Raw genomic sequence first — 16,754 nt, forward strand, 5'->3', positions numbered from 1 at the left:
TCTATTTTGAGAATAGTCAATACAGATTAAGCTCTATTTCTCATTGCTGCAATGAACAAGGCAACCCAGCCGACCATAAAGCATAGTCCTCCTAAAGGAGTCACCGGACCAATAACAGAGATATTTTCAATGCCAAGTAGGTTTCTTGTGCTCAAGAGGTATAAGGACCCTGAAAAAAGGAATATACCGATAGTGAACATGATATACGAAACTTTAATGGACTGGCTTTTTGCTCTAGAAAATGTGGATAGGAATAAAAGTGCCAAGGTATGATAGAAATGGTACTGATTTGCAGTACCCCAAATTTCTAGTTGTTTCTCAGAAATCTTACCTTCAAGACCATGTGCACCGAATGCACCAAGTATTACAGCTAACAAACCGAAAAAAGAAGCAGTTAGGATAATTTGTTTGTTCATAAATAAAGCTAAAATAATCGCTTATGATTTTTCGTTTATAAATGTATAAAATAACTTCTTAAAAAGCACTCCTATTTTTGCAATTTTGTCTATATTGAACACTAAAACAAACAAAAGGAAGACTATTCGTCCATGAGAAATACAATAATTGTTTCAATCCTTCTATTTATTGCGGTGGTGGTTGCGTCGGTATTTTACTTTGGGGATTTAAACAAGGAACAACAAGAATACGTAGGACCAGTACAGCATTTACCGGAGGACACCTATTTAATCGCATCATTCCTAAATGATGCAACAACAGACAATATCTTCAAGGATTTTGAGATTTTTGAAGCCATGCTGGGCAAACACGCCATGCATGAACTCAAACAACTGAAACAAAACTTACTTCGTAACAAAGAACTGTCTCCATTGGTTGGAGGAGCTGAAATCTTGATGTCTTTCCATCCAGAGAAAAAAGGAATAAGCACCTTGTTTAGCATCCATAGCATGGATCAAGTCGACCAATCTGTATTGGATCAGACCTTCCTTACCCTGAGCAAAAAGTATAAAGTAAATACTGCCGATACAGCTGGAATACGCATCTATGAATTCAAGAACATCGAAAAGGACACGACTTTCAAGGATGACAAAAAACTGGACTCCGTTTTTTATGTGACTTACCAGGAAAATACCTTCTTCTCCAGTTTCAACAAGGGACTTTTGGTCAAAGTAAATGACAAGAAAGTTGAAAAACTTAAAAAAGAGCAGGTTACCTTCTTTAATGAACATAACAATCGGAATGCGCCATTTACCATTTATGTTCCCCAACAAAACATCGCATCCTTCATTTCTGTATTCAAGGAAAATCGCCCCGGTGATTTCTTAAGGCAATTTGTAAATTTAAAGGGAGAAACCGTTTGGAACATCAATTTCAAACAAGATGCCCTGATGCTGACGGGTGAAAGTCAGCTGGTTGATAAGGACAGCGAGTATATTGGACTTTTTGCAAACCAAAGCAAAACCAACCAACGCTTATACAATTATTTCCCTTCAAATACCATGATGTATGTGGAGTACTCTTTCAGTGATTCCAAATCTTGGTTTGAAGACCTAGCGATCTGGCAATCCAAACAGGATAACTTCCAGCAATTACAGGGACAAGCCAAGGAAATAAACAACAATCGGGAAGGTCTATTGGCAGACTTTCAGTCAACCTTGGCTGGCAACTTTGCTGTTGCTGAGCAGAGCAATTCTGATTATTTAGGTTTCATCACCATTCAGGACAGCAGCAAACTGAATGAGATCATCGATAATATTGCGGAAAACGTAAGTGATAGTACTTATAGATTTAGATTTGCCAATATTCCTTATCGTTACTTTGGGGAAGGACTTAAAGCTTTTTCAAGACCATATTTCGTACGTATCAATGATATGTTAGTCATGGCAAATCAATTATTCACAGTGCAGGAATATGTGCGCAAATGGAAAAACAAGGATTTGTTGGTTGCGAGTCTAGGTTTTAAGAATTATGAACAGATACAGGGCAACGAGGCCAATGTCACCTTCTTTATCAATACTAAAAACGGCGGCAACTTCATTAATAACACCTTGAAATCTGAATATAGCCGTAAGTTCAGGGACGATGATGAATATGGATTCCAGGATTTTTATTCTTGGTCTTTACAATTATCAGGAAATACAGGGAATTTCATCAGCAGGTTCTACGCCATCTATAAAAGTAAAAACCGATTGGGAGTGACTCCCGAATGGACTTATGATATGGGCAGTAGGTTGATCAATGGCCCTTATGTTTTTGAACATTCCGATACTTCCCAATTCATCCTCGTACAGGAACAAGACCATACAGTGCATGCCATCCATCCTTCTGGGAATAAACTATGGTCCTCCGTGTTTTCGGGTAGAATTGTTGGCAAGGCAAAACAATTGGCCGACCGGAGTCTGTTATTGGTTACCGACAGAAGGAGATTATATCGATTCGATACCAGTGGAAAAACATTACAAGGCTTCTCCACCAGTGTTTCTTCTGAACCTACAGGAAGTCCAACCATCGCGGAGTTCAGTGGTCAACAGATCATTTTGATCCCTGCAAAGGACAGAATAATGGCATATGACATGGAAGGCGGACCGGTCAGCGGATGGGACAATGCAAGAATAGAAGGTGAACTTCTTGGACCAATTCACTTTATTGACCAGCAGGCCGTGGTTGCCAGCAGTTTCGGAAGAATTTATTTCTTTGACCAAACTGGCAATAAAACAAAGGAAATTGACATTCCAGGGGATGTTACGTTTGTGGGTTCGATGGGAATAGTGAACAAGGAAAATAATTATGAGTTTTATTGCACAGATAATGAGGGTAAATTACACCAAATAAAGGCAGACGGAACAAGCAAGGTCGTTCTGAATGGGGAATGGAAAAAAGGCTATGATGCTTACTTTGAAAATATCAATGGTACCACTGCTCCAGAATTGATCGTAGTAGATGGCTCCTACCTTCAGGTTTTAGAACTTGGAGACAGCCCAAGACAACTTTATGACTATACGTTCACCCAAAATATAGATGCAGAACCTAATTTCTTCCCGGTTTCCAGCAGTATGTTTCAACTTGGAATTGCAGACCAAGAGAATTTAGTCTATCTATTTGCTGAAAATGGATCATTGGCAGACGGCTTCCCTGTGGAAGGATTACCACTGTTCTATTACGGCAAAATCAATTACAATTCTGGCAATTATTTATTAACGACAAAGCGAGATTACAAAATCTACGCCTTCCGACATTAACAGACTAATTTTCAATTGATTTAGATTGGCGATAATTTAAATAAAGTAAGATATTAAGCCGTAAAAATTTTTAATTGCAAACTTTTTTTCATTAGGTTTGCATTCACAAAAAACGTATGCTACAAGGAGAAGAATATTTAGAAGAGCTTTCCAGACCTAAAAAGATAATAATTACCACTCATCATAAACCCGATGGAGATGCTTTAGGCTCATCATTAGGACTATATCACTGGCTTAAAGGAAAAGGCCATGAGGTGAATGTTGTGCTGTCATCTGATTTTCCAGACTTTTTAAGCTGGATGCCTGGCTTTGCAGACCTAATATACTTTCCTGATCAACCTGAGGAATCCCAAAAACTATTTGATGAAGCAGAAATAATCTTCTGTTTAGATTATAGTGCCCTTTCGAGGACCAATATTCTGGAACCCATAATCCGTGAGGCCAAAGGCCAGAAATGGATGATTGACCATCATTTAGATCCAGAAGATTTCGCAACCGTTGAGTATTGGGACTCCAGCGCAGCAGCAACGGCACAGTTGGTTTACACCTTTATTGCAAATGTCTACCACGACAAAGAATCCATCACTGCTGAAATTGCATCATGTTTATATGCAGGGATCATGACGGATACCGGTTCATTCCGTTTCAGGTCTACCACCTCTGCGGTTCACCATATCATTGCCAACCTGATCGATGCAGGGGCAAAGAATTGGGAAATTCATGAGAATATATACAATAGTTCCACAGAAAACCGTTTAAAGTTCTTAGGCTATAGCCTTTTGAACTGTTTGGAGGTGATTCCCGAATACAATACGGCATTGTTTTCATTGACCAAAGATGATCTTTTGAAATTCAATGTCAGCACCGGAGATACCGAAGGTTTGGTGAACTATGCATTATCGATAAAAGGGATTAGATTAGCCGGTTTATTTATTGATAGAACTGAATTAATTAAATTATCTTTGCGTTCGATTGGCGATATCCCTTGCAATGAGATCTGCAGGAAATATTTCAATGGTGGAGGGCATTTGAATGCCGCGGGTGGCAATTCAACAGAGAAGTTGGAAGATGTGGTAGCAAAATTCAAATCTATCCTTCCGGAGTACTCAAGTTATTTAAAATAGAATATAATAAGCGTTATAAATAAAAAAATGAAAAAATCGATTTTAGTATTAACAGCATTAGCTGGTCTTTTTCTAGCTTCATCATGCCAAAGTTTCAAAAAAGGTGAAGGTGGTCTAGAATATAAATTCTTCGAAGACAAAGGTGGTGAAAAAGCTGTAGGTGGAGATGTTCTAGCCATGGATATTGTTGTTAAAACAGACCGTGACTCTTTATTGGCAAGTACTTATGATGTAGGATTGCCACAGATCGCCCCTGTAATCCCTGATTCATTGGTTCAAGGCGGATACGCTGGTGACAACAACACGATCTTGAAAATGTTAGGTGAAGGTGATAGTGCAACATTCAAATTGGACTTAGATACTATGGCTGCTAAAACAGGCCAACCAAAACCTGACTTTGCAGATAAATACATTCAATTTACTATCAAGGTTAAGAAACTTTTCAAAAAAGGAAGCTTAACAGATTCAGCTTTATTCGAACAAGTAAACAAATACTACTTGGCTGAAATGGAAGGTCTGAAAAAATCTGAAGAAGGAAAAATTGCTAAATACGTTGAGAAAAACAAATTGCAACCTAAGAAAACTGCAACTGGTCTTCAATACGTAATCAAAACTGAAGGTACTGGCGCAAACCCAGTTGTTGGTGATACAGTAGTTATCAACTATACAGGTGGTTTGACAAACGACAAAATCTTCGATACTAGCAACCCTGAGGTAGCTAAAGAAAAAGGTATCTTCCACCCAATGAAACAATACGAGCCATTGCGCGTACGTGTTGGTCATACTCCTGTTATTCCAGGATGGACTGAAGGTCTTCAATTATTGAAAAAAGGTGGCAAAGCTACGTTGATTATCCCATCTTCATTAGGATATGGTGAGCGTCAGCAAAGTAACTTGATCCCTCCTTATGCTCCATTGGTATTTGACGTAGAAGTATTGGATATTATCCCTGGTCCAAAAGGTGATACTCCGCAAGTTATAGCTCCAACAGGTGCTCCAGTAGAAACTCCAGTTAACTAATAAGGAGTTCTTTTACAAAATTTATAAAAAAACGCAGTTTTCATTATGAGAACTGCGTTTTTTTATTCCATAGAACCAGATTAACTAACAATATATTAACTTTGGCAGCATGGAAGAGCAAATTGATCTGAAAAATCAGACTTTAACCGACACGCATACTCATATCTATTATCAAGCTGGAACCCCTAAACTGAAAGAACAGCTTGACCGATGTTTTAAGAATGGTATCAGCAGACTGTTTCTTCCGAATGTCGATGTGGAGTCCATCGACAAGGTTTTCCAAACCGTTGAAGCCTATCCTGAAAACTGTTTCCCTATGCTTGGTTTGCATCCTTGCGATGTAAAAGATGATTATCAACAACAATTGGATCAGATCTACGCAAAGATTCAAGAGTCAAAGATTTATGCCATTGGTGAAATAGGGATCGACCTATATTGGGATCAATCCACTCTGGAAATCCAGAAAGAGGCTTTCAGAAAACAGATCCAATGGGCTAAAGACCTTGGACTGCCTATATCTATCCATTGCAGGGAGGCTTTTGATGAAGTCTTTGAGGTACTGGATGAAATGGCCGATGAGAAATTATTTGGCATTTTCCATTGCTTTACCGGTAGCTTAGAACAGGCTCATCGCGCTATTGCCCTTGGATTCAAACTAGGAATTGGTGGCGTGGTTACCTTTAAGAAAGCAGGCTTGGATGCCGTTGTGAAAGAAATCGACTTACAACATATTGTACTGGAAACAGATGCACCGTATCTGGCTCCCGTACCTTTCAGAGGAAAAGAAAACGAAAGCAGTTATCTGCTATATGTAGCCCAAAAGGTTGCAGACTTACATGAGATGGGAATTGAGAAGATCGCGGAAATAACTACCAACAATTCTAAACAAGTATTTAAGATTTAATTGATGTACAATATTTTTATCATTTATACCGGTGGCACCATTGGTATGGTAAAAGATCCAGAAACCGGAACTTTTATTCCTTTCGATTTTGAACTGATTGAAAAGAACCTACCTGATCTAAATCGCCTGAACTATAAACTGACTGTGCACTCTTTTGAGCCTATCATCGACTCTTCCAATATGCGTCCAAGCATCTGGTTGGAGATGGCCAAGATCATCAAGGACAATTACGAGCTTTATGATGGTTTTGTAATCCTACATGGCTCCGATACCATGGCCTACTCCGCATCCATGCTGAGCTTCCTATTGGAAGGCCTACAGAAACCTGTTATTTTTTCCGGTTCCCAATTACCCATTGGGGAAATCCGTACGGATGCCCGCGAGAACCTGATGACAGCATTGGAGATTGCTTCTGCCAAGAGAGATGGCAAATCCATCATCCAGGAAGTATGTATCCTTTTTGACAATAAACTTTTCAGGGGTAATCGATCCTTTAAATACAATTCCGATAAATTCGAAGCTTTCCGTTCCCCGAACTTTCCCGTACTGGCCGAGGCTGGAATCCATATCCGATACAATGATGAGGTATTGGCCAATAATGCTGGGCAGGATTTTATCTGCCATTATCATATCGACAACCGTGTTGGGGTTCTTAAACTGTTTCCTGGCATCAGTCCCGAAACCATTAAGGCGGTATTGAATTCAGATGTAAGAAGCATTGTGATGGAAACCTTTGGTAGCGGAAATACCATGACGGATACCTGGTTCCTGGAACTGCTCCAAGAAGCCATCAAATCGGGAAAGAATATCCTTGATATTTCGCAATGTAAGGTGGGTTCTGTAGAATTAGGTCGTTACGAGACTTCTCAGGGCTTGAAATGCATTGGAGTGCTCAATGGGTATGACATGACCTTTGAAACTGCTGTAACCAAGCTTATGTACCTTCAAGGTGAATTGGACAGTCAAGAGGACGTCGCACATTGGGTACAGCAGAGTCTTCGCGGCGAATTGACTAAAAATGATTAGTCAATACTTCCGCAACAACAAAAGTACTTCCACCGATAAATATGAGATCACCCTCTTGGTAATTCCTTAGGGTGGCTTCATAAGCTGCATCAATCGAAGCATATTCTTCACCCTTCAGGCCGAATGAATGTGCAAGTTCAGCCAGTTCCGCTGCTTTCATTGCACGAGGCATCTGGGGTGCAGCAAAATAATAGGTCGCTTGTTTTGGTAATAAAGGTAGAATGTGTGAAAGATCTTTATCCTTCATTGCTCCAATGACAAAGTGAAGGTTATTGAAATTTAAGGTGCTCAGATTACGAACCACAGCCTTTATCCCATCTTCATTATGCCCAGTATCACATATTATCCAAGGATCAGTTGACAAGGTCTGCCACCTTCCCTTCAAACCTGTAGATTCTTGGACCTGACTAAGACCTTTCCTGATATCTTCTTCACCTAACTCAAAGCCCATAGCCCTCAATTGATCAATAGCCTTCAGCACTCCAAGGATATTCTTCTTTTGATATGAACCTGAAAGATCCAATTGCCAAGTGATACATTCTTCTGTCTTCTTGTTTTCAACCGTGATATCCAAGCCTGTCTGCTTCTTCTCAACCTGATGTACCTCATAATAGTCTTCAGCAAAAAATATCGGGCTATCCCCTTCTTTAGCTTTATTAATGAAGACATGTTCTATCTCACCCTGCTTTTCAGAAACTACCACTGGCACATGTGGCTTGATTATACCCGCTTTCTCCCCTGCTATCTGCTCCAATGTATCACCAAGGATATTCATATGGTCCATTCCGATATTCGTGATCACACACAGCTCAGGCATAATGATATTGGTGCTGTCCAATCTTCCTCCTAGCCCTACTTCGATCACTGCAATATCAACTTGCTCTTTAGCAAAATAATCAAATGCCATGGCAACAGTCACCTCAAAGAAAGAAGGCTTAAGGTCTTCAATCAGCACTCGATGTTCATTGACAAATTCAACAACAAGCTGCTCAGGGATCATCTGACCATCAATCCTGATCCTTTCCCTAAAATCCACGAGATGGGGGGAAGTATACAGACCTGTTTTCAATTTAGACGCTGCCAATACAGAAGCAAGCATATGCGAAGTAGAACCTTTACCATTGGTTCCGGCAATATGGATTGATTTAAACTTTTGATGGGGATTGCCAAGAGCCTGGCATAGCAAAAGAGTTTTGTCTACATCGGGATTAATGGCACTGGCGCCATCACGAGTAAACATAGGTAATCGAGCAAACAAATACTCGATTACCTCTGCAAATGTTTTCATATAATTAGAATTATCTTACTCTAAATCTGAAGGTAATTAGCCCCGTTTGGGTCTGAGGCGCATTAGGCAGTGCATTCAATCGTGCTTGTTCAACTGCACGGATACACTTTTCAATTAATCTGTAGTCCGCAATGGTCGTACCTTTAGCCTGTCTGGCACGCACGATATTACCACTCTTGTCCACGGTAAATTCAATCTTGACAATACCGGTTTGCTGGCCATTGTCATCTATCTTCGGTGGCACCGTAAAACGTCTGTTTTCCAGTGATAACATCGCATCACCAAATCCCGAACCACCTTCGCCATAGTTACTAGCTAATGGATCCCCAAGTTTAGAACCTTGGTTGCCTGGTGTAGAACCAGTACCATCACCTGTACCTTGCGCATTATTTTTCTTGCCTTTGTACAAAGCATTAGGATTCACTGCTGGTGTCGCATTCTTTTTCTCCGCCGTAGCCTGTTCTGCATTTGCCTTTACGGGTTTCTCCGCTTTAGGAACTGCTGGTGCTTCTTCAACATCCTGGGTTGCTACTGCTTTATCAGCAATCTGCTGAGAAGGCGTAGGGATAGGTGTTGAATTCGGGTCTATCTTGTCCGGTTTCACATTGTTGGCATTCTCATCCATTGATGGCTCATCCACACTCATGTAATCATCTCCCATTCCTTCTGGAGATGTACCATAGTTTACTATGATACCCCCCATACCGTATTCAGGAAGATTTTGACCAAATACAATAAAGAAACCAATAACGGCCAATCCAGCCATTACCAGTGATGAAATACCTAAAGCCTTTGGAAGATTATTATCTTCTCGATATTGATTGTAGTACATTTTCCTTGATCTCTTCTAATTCGACCTTCTACAGCCCAAAACGTTTAATAATAAATTATTAATCTTTCTTTGGCTCTGTTGCCAATACCATTTTGACCTTCAATCTGTTGGCAATATCCATTACCGAAATTACATTCTGGATAGGCACTGTACTGTCTGCATAAAGCATAACGGTCAATTCCTCACCAGTAGCAATATTGGATTGGATATAAGATTCCAGGTTCTCCAATGGAATAGCTTGTTTGTCCACATGGTAAACCAGATCACTCGTGATCGAGATCGTCATGGTTTTCTTAGCCACCGACTGCTCCCCAGCACTGGACTTTGGTAAAAGCAATTTTACCACCTGTGGGTTAGATACTGCCGAAGCCAACAGGAAAAACAACATCAGGAAGAACATGATGTCATTCAGGGCAGCTGTATGTACTTCTGCAGCGGGTTTATTTCTTCTATTACGTAAATTCATTTTTAGCCTTTCAATAATGGACCAGGTCTAGCTTACATGCTAGGCTCATCCAATAAATCGATAAATTCAATTGCATCAGTCTCAATGCGCAAGATCAAGCGCTCTACCATCATGTTCAGGATATGGTAACCGATATAAGCCAAGATACCAATGGTCAGACCCGAAGCCGATGCGATCATCTTCACATAAAGACCTCCAGATACCGAACCAATATCGATACCACCGGCCATCTCTACATCACGGAAGATCTGGATTACCCCAAAGATCGTTCCTACGAAACCTAGCATGGGAGCAATACCGGCAATGATACCCAAGATATTGATGTTTTTCTCCAAACGAGAAACTTCCAATTTTCCTTGGTTTTCAATCGCGCCTTCAATATCCTTGATCGGACGACCTACACGTGTCAAACCTTTCTGCAACATTCTTGATAATGCCGAGTTGTTGGAACGACAAGCAGCCATAGCAGCATCGATTTTTCCGGACAATACACTGCTCTTTACAGAAGCTAATAATCCGCCTTCGGATTTACTGGCTTTGCGAATGGTAATGTATCGTTCAAAAAAGATGACCAATCCCAAGAAAAATAACAATAAGATTGGAATCATAATCCACCCACCCTTCATCAGAAGTTCAAGCAGGTTAAGGTTGTCTGTTGTAGCTAATGCTACCGGTTGTTGTTGTACTTGATTCAAGGTATCAACGATTGCAGGGTTTTGTACTAATGACATAGTTTATTAACGTATTTTGTGCTGTTTGATTGATTTACTTGTTTATTTTTTGATGCCAAGCATCCGCAACATAATGTTTCCTCACATATTTCAGGGCAGAATCCGCCTGTTCTTTTGTTTCATAAGAATCCCAGATCACTTTCTTCTTGTTATGTGCAAGGTTGCTCGGAATTACCCGTACAGATTCTATTCCCGCTTTGTTAAATGACTCCGCCTGTTCATAGGCCTGAGCCAAAGTAGCATGCGTTCCTATAACGATCTGATAAGTGTGATTTGCAGGGATCAAAGGATTGTACACCTTCTTACCTGTACTTGTATTTGCTGTACTGTCTACCGTAGTAGCCGCCGCCGTACCGCTTGTATCCACAGGTTTTGCAACGGAGGTGTCAGGTTCTACGATACCGGCATTCAAAACGCTATCTTCCTTCTCCTCTGTTTTGCCTGAGCTGTTTGTATGGTTGACATAAAACAAACCAGCAATGACAACAATAGCCAAGACCGCGGCCCAAATATACCATTTTGATTTACCAGTGCTCTGAGGCTCCTCATAAACCTCTGATACGACTTCCTGTTCTGCCACAGCGACTACAGGCTCTTCAACGATCTCTTCTTTCTCTTCCTCTTTTGGCAATTCCGCTTCAGGCTCAGGGGTCGTAGGTTCAACTACTTCCACCTGTTCAGGGATCGGACTCGCTGCACCTTCTATCGGCTGCAATTGGAATCCGCTCAGATCCTCAGCCTTAAACACCAGAGATGAGCCATGCTTGATCAATTGCCCCAAATGGTTCAAGGTCACCGATCCATTCTCTTTAATGGTTTCCAGCAGATTCAATACGGCATCATGCACGTCAGCCTCTGCCGATTGTCTAGAGGTTTGTTTCGACTGTTGGATGTAATCAATAAAATCAACACCATCAGTAGATTTCCCGTCAAATTCCAAATATGTCACTGGAGGCAAATACACTCCGCGGCGATCATCATATACAGAAGGCGTGTGAATGCGTTTGAAAACTCCCAAACCCTTCACATACACCTCGTTTCTATGCTTTAATAGCTGATGAATGTATCTTCCTAAATCCATTTATTCCTTTGCTGCTGCAAATTTAAAGTTTGTTAGATTAAAACGAAAAATTTAGACCACCTAAAATGTTGAAACCTAATTTAGGGTAGTATAAATAACGTTGGTATTCTGTATTCAACATATTATTTGCCTTTACAAAAACACCTAGGTATTTCGTTGCTTTATATTCTGCTCCAGCGCTCAGATCAAAGAACGATGGAATGGTTTCCTTTTTATATGGGTTGCCATCAGGCACACCATTTAAGTAAGTGAACTCTTGAGCATAGGCGTTTCCGTGGAACAAGGCCTCTGCATCAATGAACAATTTCTCAGAGATATTGAATCTTGCATTTGCCGCTAAACGCATTTTCGGCATATGCCAAGCCTCTTCCTGCTCAACCATGGTATATTGATCAATATTCAGACGACCACCCAAGTTCACCAATGAAGATAACCTCACATTGATCTCTCCTTCGATTCCCACATGCTTAACCGCATCGTCACCATTTCCATCATAAACCAGATCAAAGTTGAACGGAGTCTCCATATTGTTCACGAACATGGCCATGCTTTCTACTTTTCTGTAGAAACCTTTTACCTTATATCCAAATGTCGCACCGGCATTACCCTTGATACCACCATAGATATTCATACGCTCCACTGTATTTTGGATGTTGGCATTTGGACCTAGATATGGGTTGATGCGTGTAAAATCACGGAACGAACCTTTTTCTACATTTCCTGTAACCCCTCCAAAGATGTAGAAGTACTCAGGCGCTAAAGCAAAATCAACTTCTGCTTCTGGGAATACGTTGAACCTAGAGTTATCGCCAAATTCAGAAACGATATTTGCTCCCAAGGTAATGTTGTAGTTATCTCCCTTGAAACGGATATACGGATTGATCGAAGCAATCGAGTTATTTAATTTTCCGGTTGAGGTGTTTACTCCCTTAAGACCGTTATAGTCCAAGGCCACATTCGCACCTGCGTTAAATGCACGGTAGCGTTTGTTCAAGTAACCTGATAACGCAACGGAATTTTCACCAGCCTCAAATTTATCCTTATAGGTATAGGCATCCGCCTTTACCGAGTAGCTTAATGCATCCTCATTCGCAGGATCATAATTGCTGGTCAACTCTCCACTGAAGTAAATATCATTGAATCGCTGTGCCTCGCGGGTCGGATTGATGGTAGATCCATCTTGGTTAGTTGGAATACCATAAAAGCGGGTCCCATAACCATTGTAGCCAATTAATCCATCCAAAGTAAACTTAGGTAAGATACGGCGACCAAAAATACCGATCTCCTGTCTCGAGAATTTCTGGTCTTCCAAATTTCCTTTTTGGCTTAGGTGTTTTGCGAACCCACCAAAACGGATGTCTTCGTAATCTTCCACTGCAAAGTAAGCTTCACCCAAGATGGTATTGAAGTTACCCGCACCAAACTTCACATAATTACTCTTATGGTCCATGATTCTAGAAAATGGAGTTTCCATGATCTGTAATTCACTAAGGCCCGTATTGATGTCTAATTTTTTGTCAGGAACATTGCCATAGTTTAATTTAGGCATATATTCTCTTTTGTTTGACATGTCAGGACTACGACGGATTTTTACTGCATCAGCAAGAATAGGTCTATAATCACGAACGATATCAAATGAATCCAATGTTACGGGACGGTCGGTGGTATCTCTTTTTTGAGCATATGCCCCTACACCCATCCCCAACATTAAGGTTAATATAGCAGATTGTTTAAAAACAGTATTCAACTTCATCTTTTCCTATTCTTATTTAATTTTTTCCAATAATTGTTTCGCTTCATCCAAAATACCATCTTCTGTGTTCTCATAATTGTCGATTACACTTTCCAATGTTGATTTAGCTTGGAATTTATCGCCCTTGCCCTCATAAGCCTGAGCCATTACAATAAATCCTTTCGCTACCCAATAGTCATATGAAGAGAAGGAATCAGATATATCCAGTGCAGATTTGATTGCACCATCGTAATTTTTATTTTTCAATTGTTGTTCCGCAACCAAGAATCTCGCTTCAGCGCCAGTCTCTGTTTTAGATTTCAAAGCCGCCAGGTTCAATTCTTTCATACCCTCAGACCCTTTTGAAGTAGATAGGTATGCTTTTGCAGCATAGAGATGTGCTTTTGCGATATCCTCTTCTGAAGATTTCTCGTACTTCTTGATGATATTCGCATAGGTCAATGTCTCTGCATAATCACCCATGTTGTAGTAACTTACCAATAGGTTGTTTACTGCCCATCCGTAGTTCTCCTTGTATTCTGAAGTCAACTCCAATTTCTTCAACACCTGTACAGCTTCATTGTAAGCTTTATTTCTCAAGTGTAGTTTAGAAACCGAGATCAAGGTACGCTCTGTATAGGCCGAAGTCCAATCATTCATGATGATATTGAAATCATGCATTGCCTCGGTATCCTTGCCTAGGTTCGCGTTACTTTCTGCACGGATAAAACGAGCATGTTTCTCTTGAATAGGTTTAGGGAATTTATCAAAGTATGCATTCACTGCTTCTACAGCTGCTTGCCAGTTACCACGGTCAAATAAGGTACGCGCTATGGAGAAAGTATGAGAATCTTGTTCAGCTGTACTTAGGTCACCGATATTAGTGCTTGTAGCATAACGGATATATCCCGAAGCATCCCCTTTATCCAAATAGATGTTTTCGATAGATGCCAATGCTTGTTTAGCCTCATCCGTAGTAGGATATTGGTTTACCACACGTTGGAAAGTAGCTAATGCCGCATCGTTATCATCCTTGTTATATTGTACCAGACCGATCGTTGTCAATGCTCTAGGAACGTATGAACTTCTTGGGTATTGCTCAACCATTTTTTGCAGACCATCGATCGCACGGTCATGATCACCCATTAAGAAATAAGTATAAGGGATTTCAAATGCCACATCATCCGCATAGTTCGATTTTGGATATTTCGCCATTACCGAATTCAAGGTTGAAATCTTACCATTATTATCCCCCTGAAGACCTAAAAGGATACCTTTTTGGAACAAAGCATAGTCCTGACTCTGCGCTCCAGAAGCAATCAAACGATCATAATAGTTTGCTGCCTTGCTGTAGTTTTTGATAGCTAAGTACGAGTCAGCTGCACGTGCCATCGCATCGTTTCTGGTATTCAGGTCGATGCCATCTTTTCCGCCACCGGCTAGGAAACGCTCGAAGTAATTTGCAGCCGTACTATAATTGTCTGCTCTAAAGGCAGCATATGCTAAAGCATAATTTGCATAATTGTAAACCTCTGTTTTTCTAGCTGCCGGCAATTGCAAGAATTTATTGAATGCAGCTACAGATTCTTTATACTTACGGACCTCATACATCGCTTCTGCTTTCCAATAGGTAGCTAATGCATAGATTTCTTCATCATTGCGGTTAGCTTCAGAACGCATGAACATAGAAATGGCATTTTCAAATGCACGCTCATTGTAGTATTCCAATCCGCGGTAGTAAGTTACTTTTTGGTATGCAGCATTTGCATCTTTACCTCTATTAGGCAAGTCTTCCAAAACATCCACCGCAGCACGGTAGTTTTTAGTGCTTAATAAAACCTCTGCCAATAAGGTCTTCGCCTCTTCTTGGCGCTTTGACCTTGGGTAAGTTTGCATGTACTCATTGATCGCATCCAAGGCTACTTGGTGAAACTCTAGATCATAGGACAGTTTTGCATAGTTGAACAAACCTTCTTCTTTTAATTGTGGATCAAAATCTAATTTTGAAGCTCTGAAGAATGCGTTCCGTGCGCTTTGCTTATTGCCTGTCTTCAAGAATGCATCCCCTAAAGTGATCATGGCACTTTGGAAATAGGCATCCGGTTCTTCCAATTTCTCTAATTCAGAGATAGCTTTTTCGTACTCGCCTAATTTATAGTTGATATAACCGATTTGGTAGCTATCTTGATTGTTTTGGGTCTTACCTTGGTCTTGTGCTTGGAACCTATCGTAAAAGTCTTTCGATTTCTCCAAGTCACCTTTGATGAAATAGGTTGCTGCGATGATGCGCAACATCTCTGTCTCACTTTCCTGCTTAGTGGTTTCTAGCTTAGGCAATGCATAACTCAATACATCATCATAACGCTTATCCAAGAAGTACAAGGCTGTGATATAATATGGATAACTGTTCTCATAAGTTTTTGATCCTTCCAGACGCTCAAACTCATTCAGTGCAGTTTTATATTCTTGGTTTAAATAGCTTAGGTAAGCCGAATAATAGATAGAAGCCTCTTGGTACTGTCCCCTTAGATCTTTCAGTTCATTGAAAACAGGTCTAGCAGCCTCATAGTCTCCCGTCATAAATTTTGCATAGGCCAATTTGAAACGGTATTCGGTATTCTCCGCTCCTGCTAAATTCTTACTGTCAATCTTTTCAAACCATTCAATGGCTTTTGGATAGTCTTTTTGAGCATAATAGGACTTTCCGATCTGGAAATAGGCTGCTTTGGAATTTGCACTTGCTGGATAATCTTTTATGTATTTCAAGAAGCGGCTCTCAGCATCTGTTTCTCCCAACTCTAAAGCACAAACAGCTTGATAAAATCGAACATTCTCTTTGAGTAAGCTTAATTCCTTCGTTTCGTCCAACTGAAGTGATGATTTCGTCCTGATCTCCTCAAACTTATCAAATTGTTTTGCAGCAGAACTGAACTTCCCTCTTTCATACAACTCCAGCCCATCCTTGTAGGCTTTATTCACCTCTTGCCATGCAGAATGTTGCGCCAATACCGGTGTACTCAATAAGCTCATCGCCACACCTAACTGGTAAATTTTTTTATACATATGATTGAATACTCCTTAAAATGAATGCGTCAGTATTTTTATTGAAAATCGTGCTGTAACACCTTGACAAGATGGTACAAGCCTTCAACCTACGAAATTAATGGATAACTTCAATGTTTTCCTCAAAAGTTGTTAACAACTGTGGATAACCTGAGCTATTTAACTTTATTTAACAAAAGGAGAAAGACATCAGACAAAAGACATAAGACAGTAGAACTAATCCCTAAACTAAAGCGGGATATATTTCCAATTCCTCCATCAAAAATTAATCTCATTTATAGCAAAAATCT

13 protein-coding genes are annotated in these 16,754 nt (G+C 40.3%); 5 read left to right on the top strand and 8 right to left on the bottom strand.

What is annotated here, in order from left to right:
- Positions 1-26 precede the first annotated feature (26 nt).
- On the bottom strand, positions 27-416 hold the full coding sequence (locus ACWIB3_RS09845; protein WP_454291496.1) for a DUF423 domain-containing protein: 390 nt from the start codon (positions 414-416) through the stop codon (positions 27-29).
- A 132-nt stretch (positions 417-548) separates the two neighbouring features.
- Between ACWIB3_RS09845 and ACWIB3_RS09850 the strand changes: the two genes are divergently transcribed.
- The 5 genes from ACWIB3_RS09850 to ACWIB3_RS09870 all read left to right on the top strand — a co-directional run bounded on the left by ACWIB3_RS09850 (position 549) and on the right by ACWIB3_RS09870 (position 7,271).
- Entirely contained in the window at positions 549-3,197 is a 2,649-nt protein-coding gene (locus ACWIB3_RS09850) for a hypothetical protein (protein WP_454291497.1), read from the top strand.
- Positions 3,198-3,313: 116 nt separating this feature from the next.
- On the top strand, positions 3,314-4,321 hold the full coding sequence (locus ACWIB3_RS09855) for a DHH family phosphoesterase (RefSeq protein ID WP_454291498.1): 1,008 nt from the start codon (positions 3,314-3,316) through the stop codon (positions 4,319-4,321).
- A gap of 27 nt (positions 4,322-4,348) precedes the next feature.
- Complete coding sequence (locus ACWIB3_RS09860; RefSeq protein ID WP_185213458.1) at positions 4,349-5,341, top strand: FKBP-type peptidyl-prolyl cis-trans isomerase; 993 nt, start codon at positions 4,349-4,351, stop codon at positions 5,339-5,341.
- 109 nt (positions 5,342-5,450) lie between these two features.
- Complete coding sequence (locus tag ACWIB3_RS09865; protein ID WP_454291499.1) at positions 5,451-6,245, top strand: TatD family hydrolase; 795 nt, start codon at positions 5,451-5,453, stop codon at positions 6,243-6,245.
- 3 nt (positions 6,246-6,248) lie between these two features.
- The gene (locus ACWIB3_RS09870; protein ID WP_454291500.1) at positions 6,249-7,271 is read left to right on the top strand and encodes an asparaginase; all 1,023 of its coding nucleotides are present in this window, start codon (positions 6,249-6,251) and stop codon (positions 7,269-7,271) included.
- Here ACWIB3_RS09870 and ACWIB3_RS09875 read toward each other — a convergent pair.
- From ACWIB3_RS09875 to ACWIB3_RS09905, 7 genes are read right to left on the bottom strand one after another with little or no spacing between them, the layout of a single operon-like run.
- Positions 7,258-8,559 (bottom strand): bifunctional folylpolyglutamate synthase/dihydrofolate synthase, encoded by a 1,302-nt coding sequence (locus ACWIB3_RS09875; RefSeq protein WP_454291501.1) that lies wholly within the window; start codon positions 8,557-8,559, stop codon positions 7,258-7,260. The two genes, ACWIB3_RS09870 and ACWIB3_RS09875, sit on opposite strands and share 14 nt — an antisense overlap.
- 10 nt (positions 8,560-8,569) lie before the next feature.
- Entirely contained in the window at positions 8,570-9,391 is an 822-nt protein-coding gene (locus ACWIB3_RS09880) for an energy transducer TonB (RefSeq protein WP_185217745.1), read from the bottom strand.
- Between the two features lie 58 nt (positions 9,392-9,449).
- Positions 9,450-9,857 (bottom strand): ExbD/TolR family protein, encoded by a 408-nt coding sequence (locus ACWIB3_RS09885; protein ID WP_185213453.1) that lies wholly within the window; start codon positions 9,855-9,857, stop codon positions 9,450-9,452.
- Positions 9,858-9,889: 32 nt separating this feature from the next.
- On the bottom strand, positions 9,890-10,588 hold the full coding sequence (locus ACWIB3_RS09890) for a MotA/TolQ/ExbB proton channel family protein (RefSeq protein ID WP_185213452.1): 699 nt from the start codon (positions 10,586-10,588) through the stop codon (positions 9,890-9,892).
- Between the two features lie 34 nt (positions 10,589-10,622).
- Positions 10,623-11,669: a hypothetical protein gene (locus ACWIB3_RS09895; RefSeq protein WP_454291502.1), complete on the bottom strand. Its 1,047-nt coding sequence runs from the start codon at positions 11,667-11,669 to the stop codon at positions 10,623-10,625.
- Between the two features lie 37 nt (positions 11,670-11,706).
- A complete protein-coding gene (locus ACWIB3_RS09900; protein WP_185213450.1) occupies positions 11,707-13,422 on the bottom strand; it encodes a TonB-dependent receptor in 1,716 nt (571 codons plus the stop codon).
- A 12-nt stretch (positions 13,423-13,434) separates the two neighbouring features.
- Positions 13,435-16,464, bottom strand: coding sequence for a tetratricopeptide repeat protein (locus ACWIB3_RS09905; RefSeq protein WP_254529481.1), 3,030 nt, complete (start codon positions 16,462-16,464; stop codon positions 13,435-13,437).
- Positions 16,465-16,754 lie beyond the last annotated feature (290 nt).

The sequence above is a fragment of the Sphingobacterium sp. NPDC055431 genome (genome assembly GCF_053644255.1).

Excerpts from the sequence above, each read along its gene's own strand:
- ACWIB3_RS09905 (WP_254529481.1), bottom strand. The coding sequence starts at position 16,464 with ATGTATAAAAAAATTTACCAGTTAGGTGTGGCGATGAGCTTATTGAGT.
- ACWIB3_RS09895 (WP_454291502.1), bottom strand. The coding sequence starts at position 11,669 with ATGGATTTAGGAAGATACATTCATCAGCTATTAAAGCATAGAAACGAG.
- ACWIB3_RS09870 (WP_454291500.1), top strand. The coding sequence starts at position 6,249 with ATGTACAATATTTTTATCATTTATACCGGTGGCACCATTGGTATGGTA.
- ACWIB3_RS09845 (WP_454291496.1), bottom strand. The coding sequence starts at position 416 with ATGAACAAACAAATTATCCTAACTGCTTCTTTTTTCGGTTTGTTAGCT.
- ACWIB3_RS09885 (WP_185213453.1), bottom strand. The coding sequence starts at position 9,857 with ATGAATTTACGTAATAGAAGAAATAAACCCGCTGCAGAAGTACATACA.
- ACWIB3_RS09855 (WP_454291498.1), top strand. The coding sequence starts at position 3,314 with ATGCTACAAGGAGAAGAATATTTAGAAGAGCTTTCCAGACCTAAAAAG.
- ACWIB3_RS09850 (WP_454291497.1), top strand. The coding sequence starts at position 549 with ATGAGAAATACAATAATTGTTTCAATCCTTCTATTTATTGCGGTGGTG.
- ACWIB3_RS09880 (WP_185217745.1), bottom strand. The coding sequence starts at position 9,391 with ATGTACTACAATCAATATCGAGAAGATAATAATCTTCCAAAGGCTTTA.
- ACWIB3_RS09865 (WP_454291499.1), top strand. The coding sequence starts at position 5,451 with ATGGAAGAGCAAATTGATCTGAAAAATCAGACTTTAACCGACACGCAT.
- ACWIB3_RS09860 (WP_185213458.1), top strand. The coding sequence starts at position 4,349 with ATGAAAAAATCGATTTTAGTATTAACAGCATTAGCTGGTCTTTTTCTA.
- ACWIB3_RS09875 (WP_454291501.1), bottom strand. The coding sequence starts at position 8,559 with ATGAAAACATTTGCAGAGGTAATCGAGTATTTGTTTGCTCGATTACCT.
- ACWIB3_RS09900 (WP_185213450.1), bottom strand. The coding sequence starts at position 13,422 with ATGAAGTTGAATACTGTTTTTAAACAATCTGCTATATTAACCTTAATG.
- ACWIB3_RS09890 (WP_185213452.1), bottom strand. The coding sequence starts at position 10,588 with ATGTCATTAGTACAAAACCCTGCAATCGTTGATACCTTGAATCAAGTA.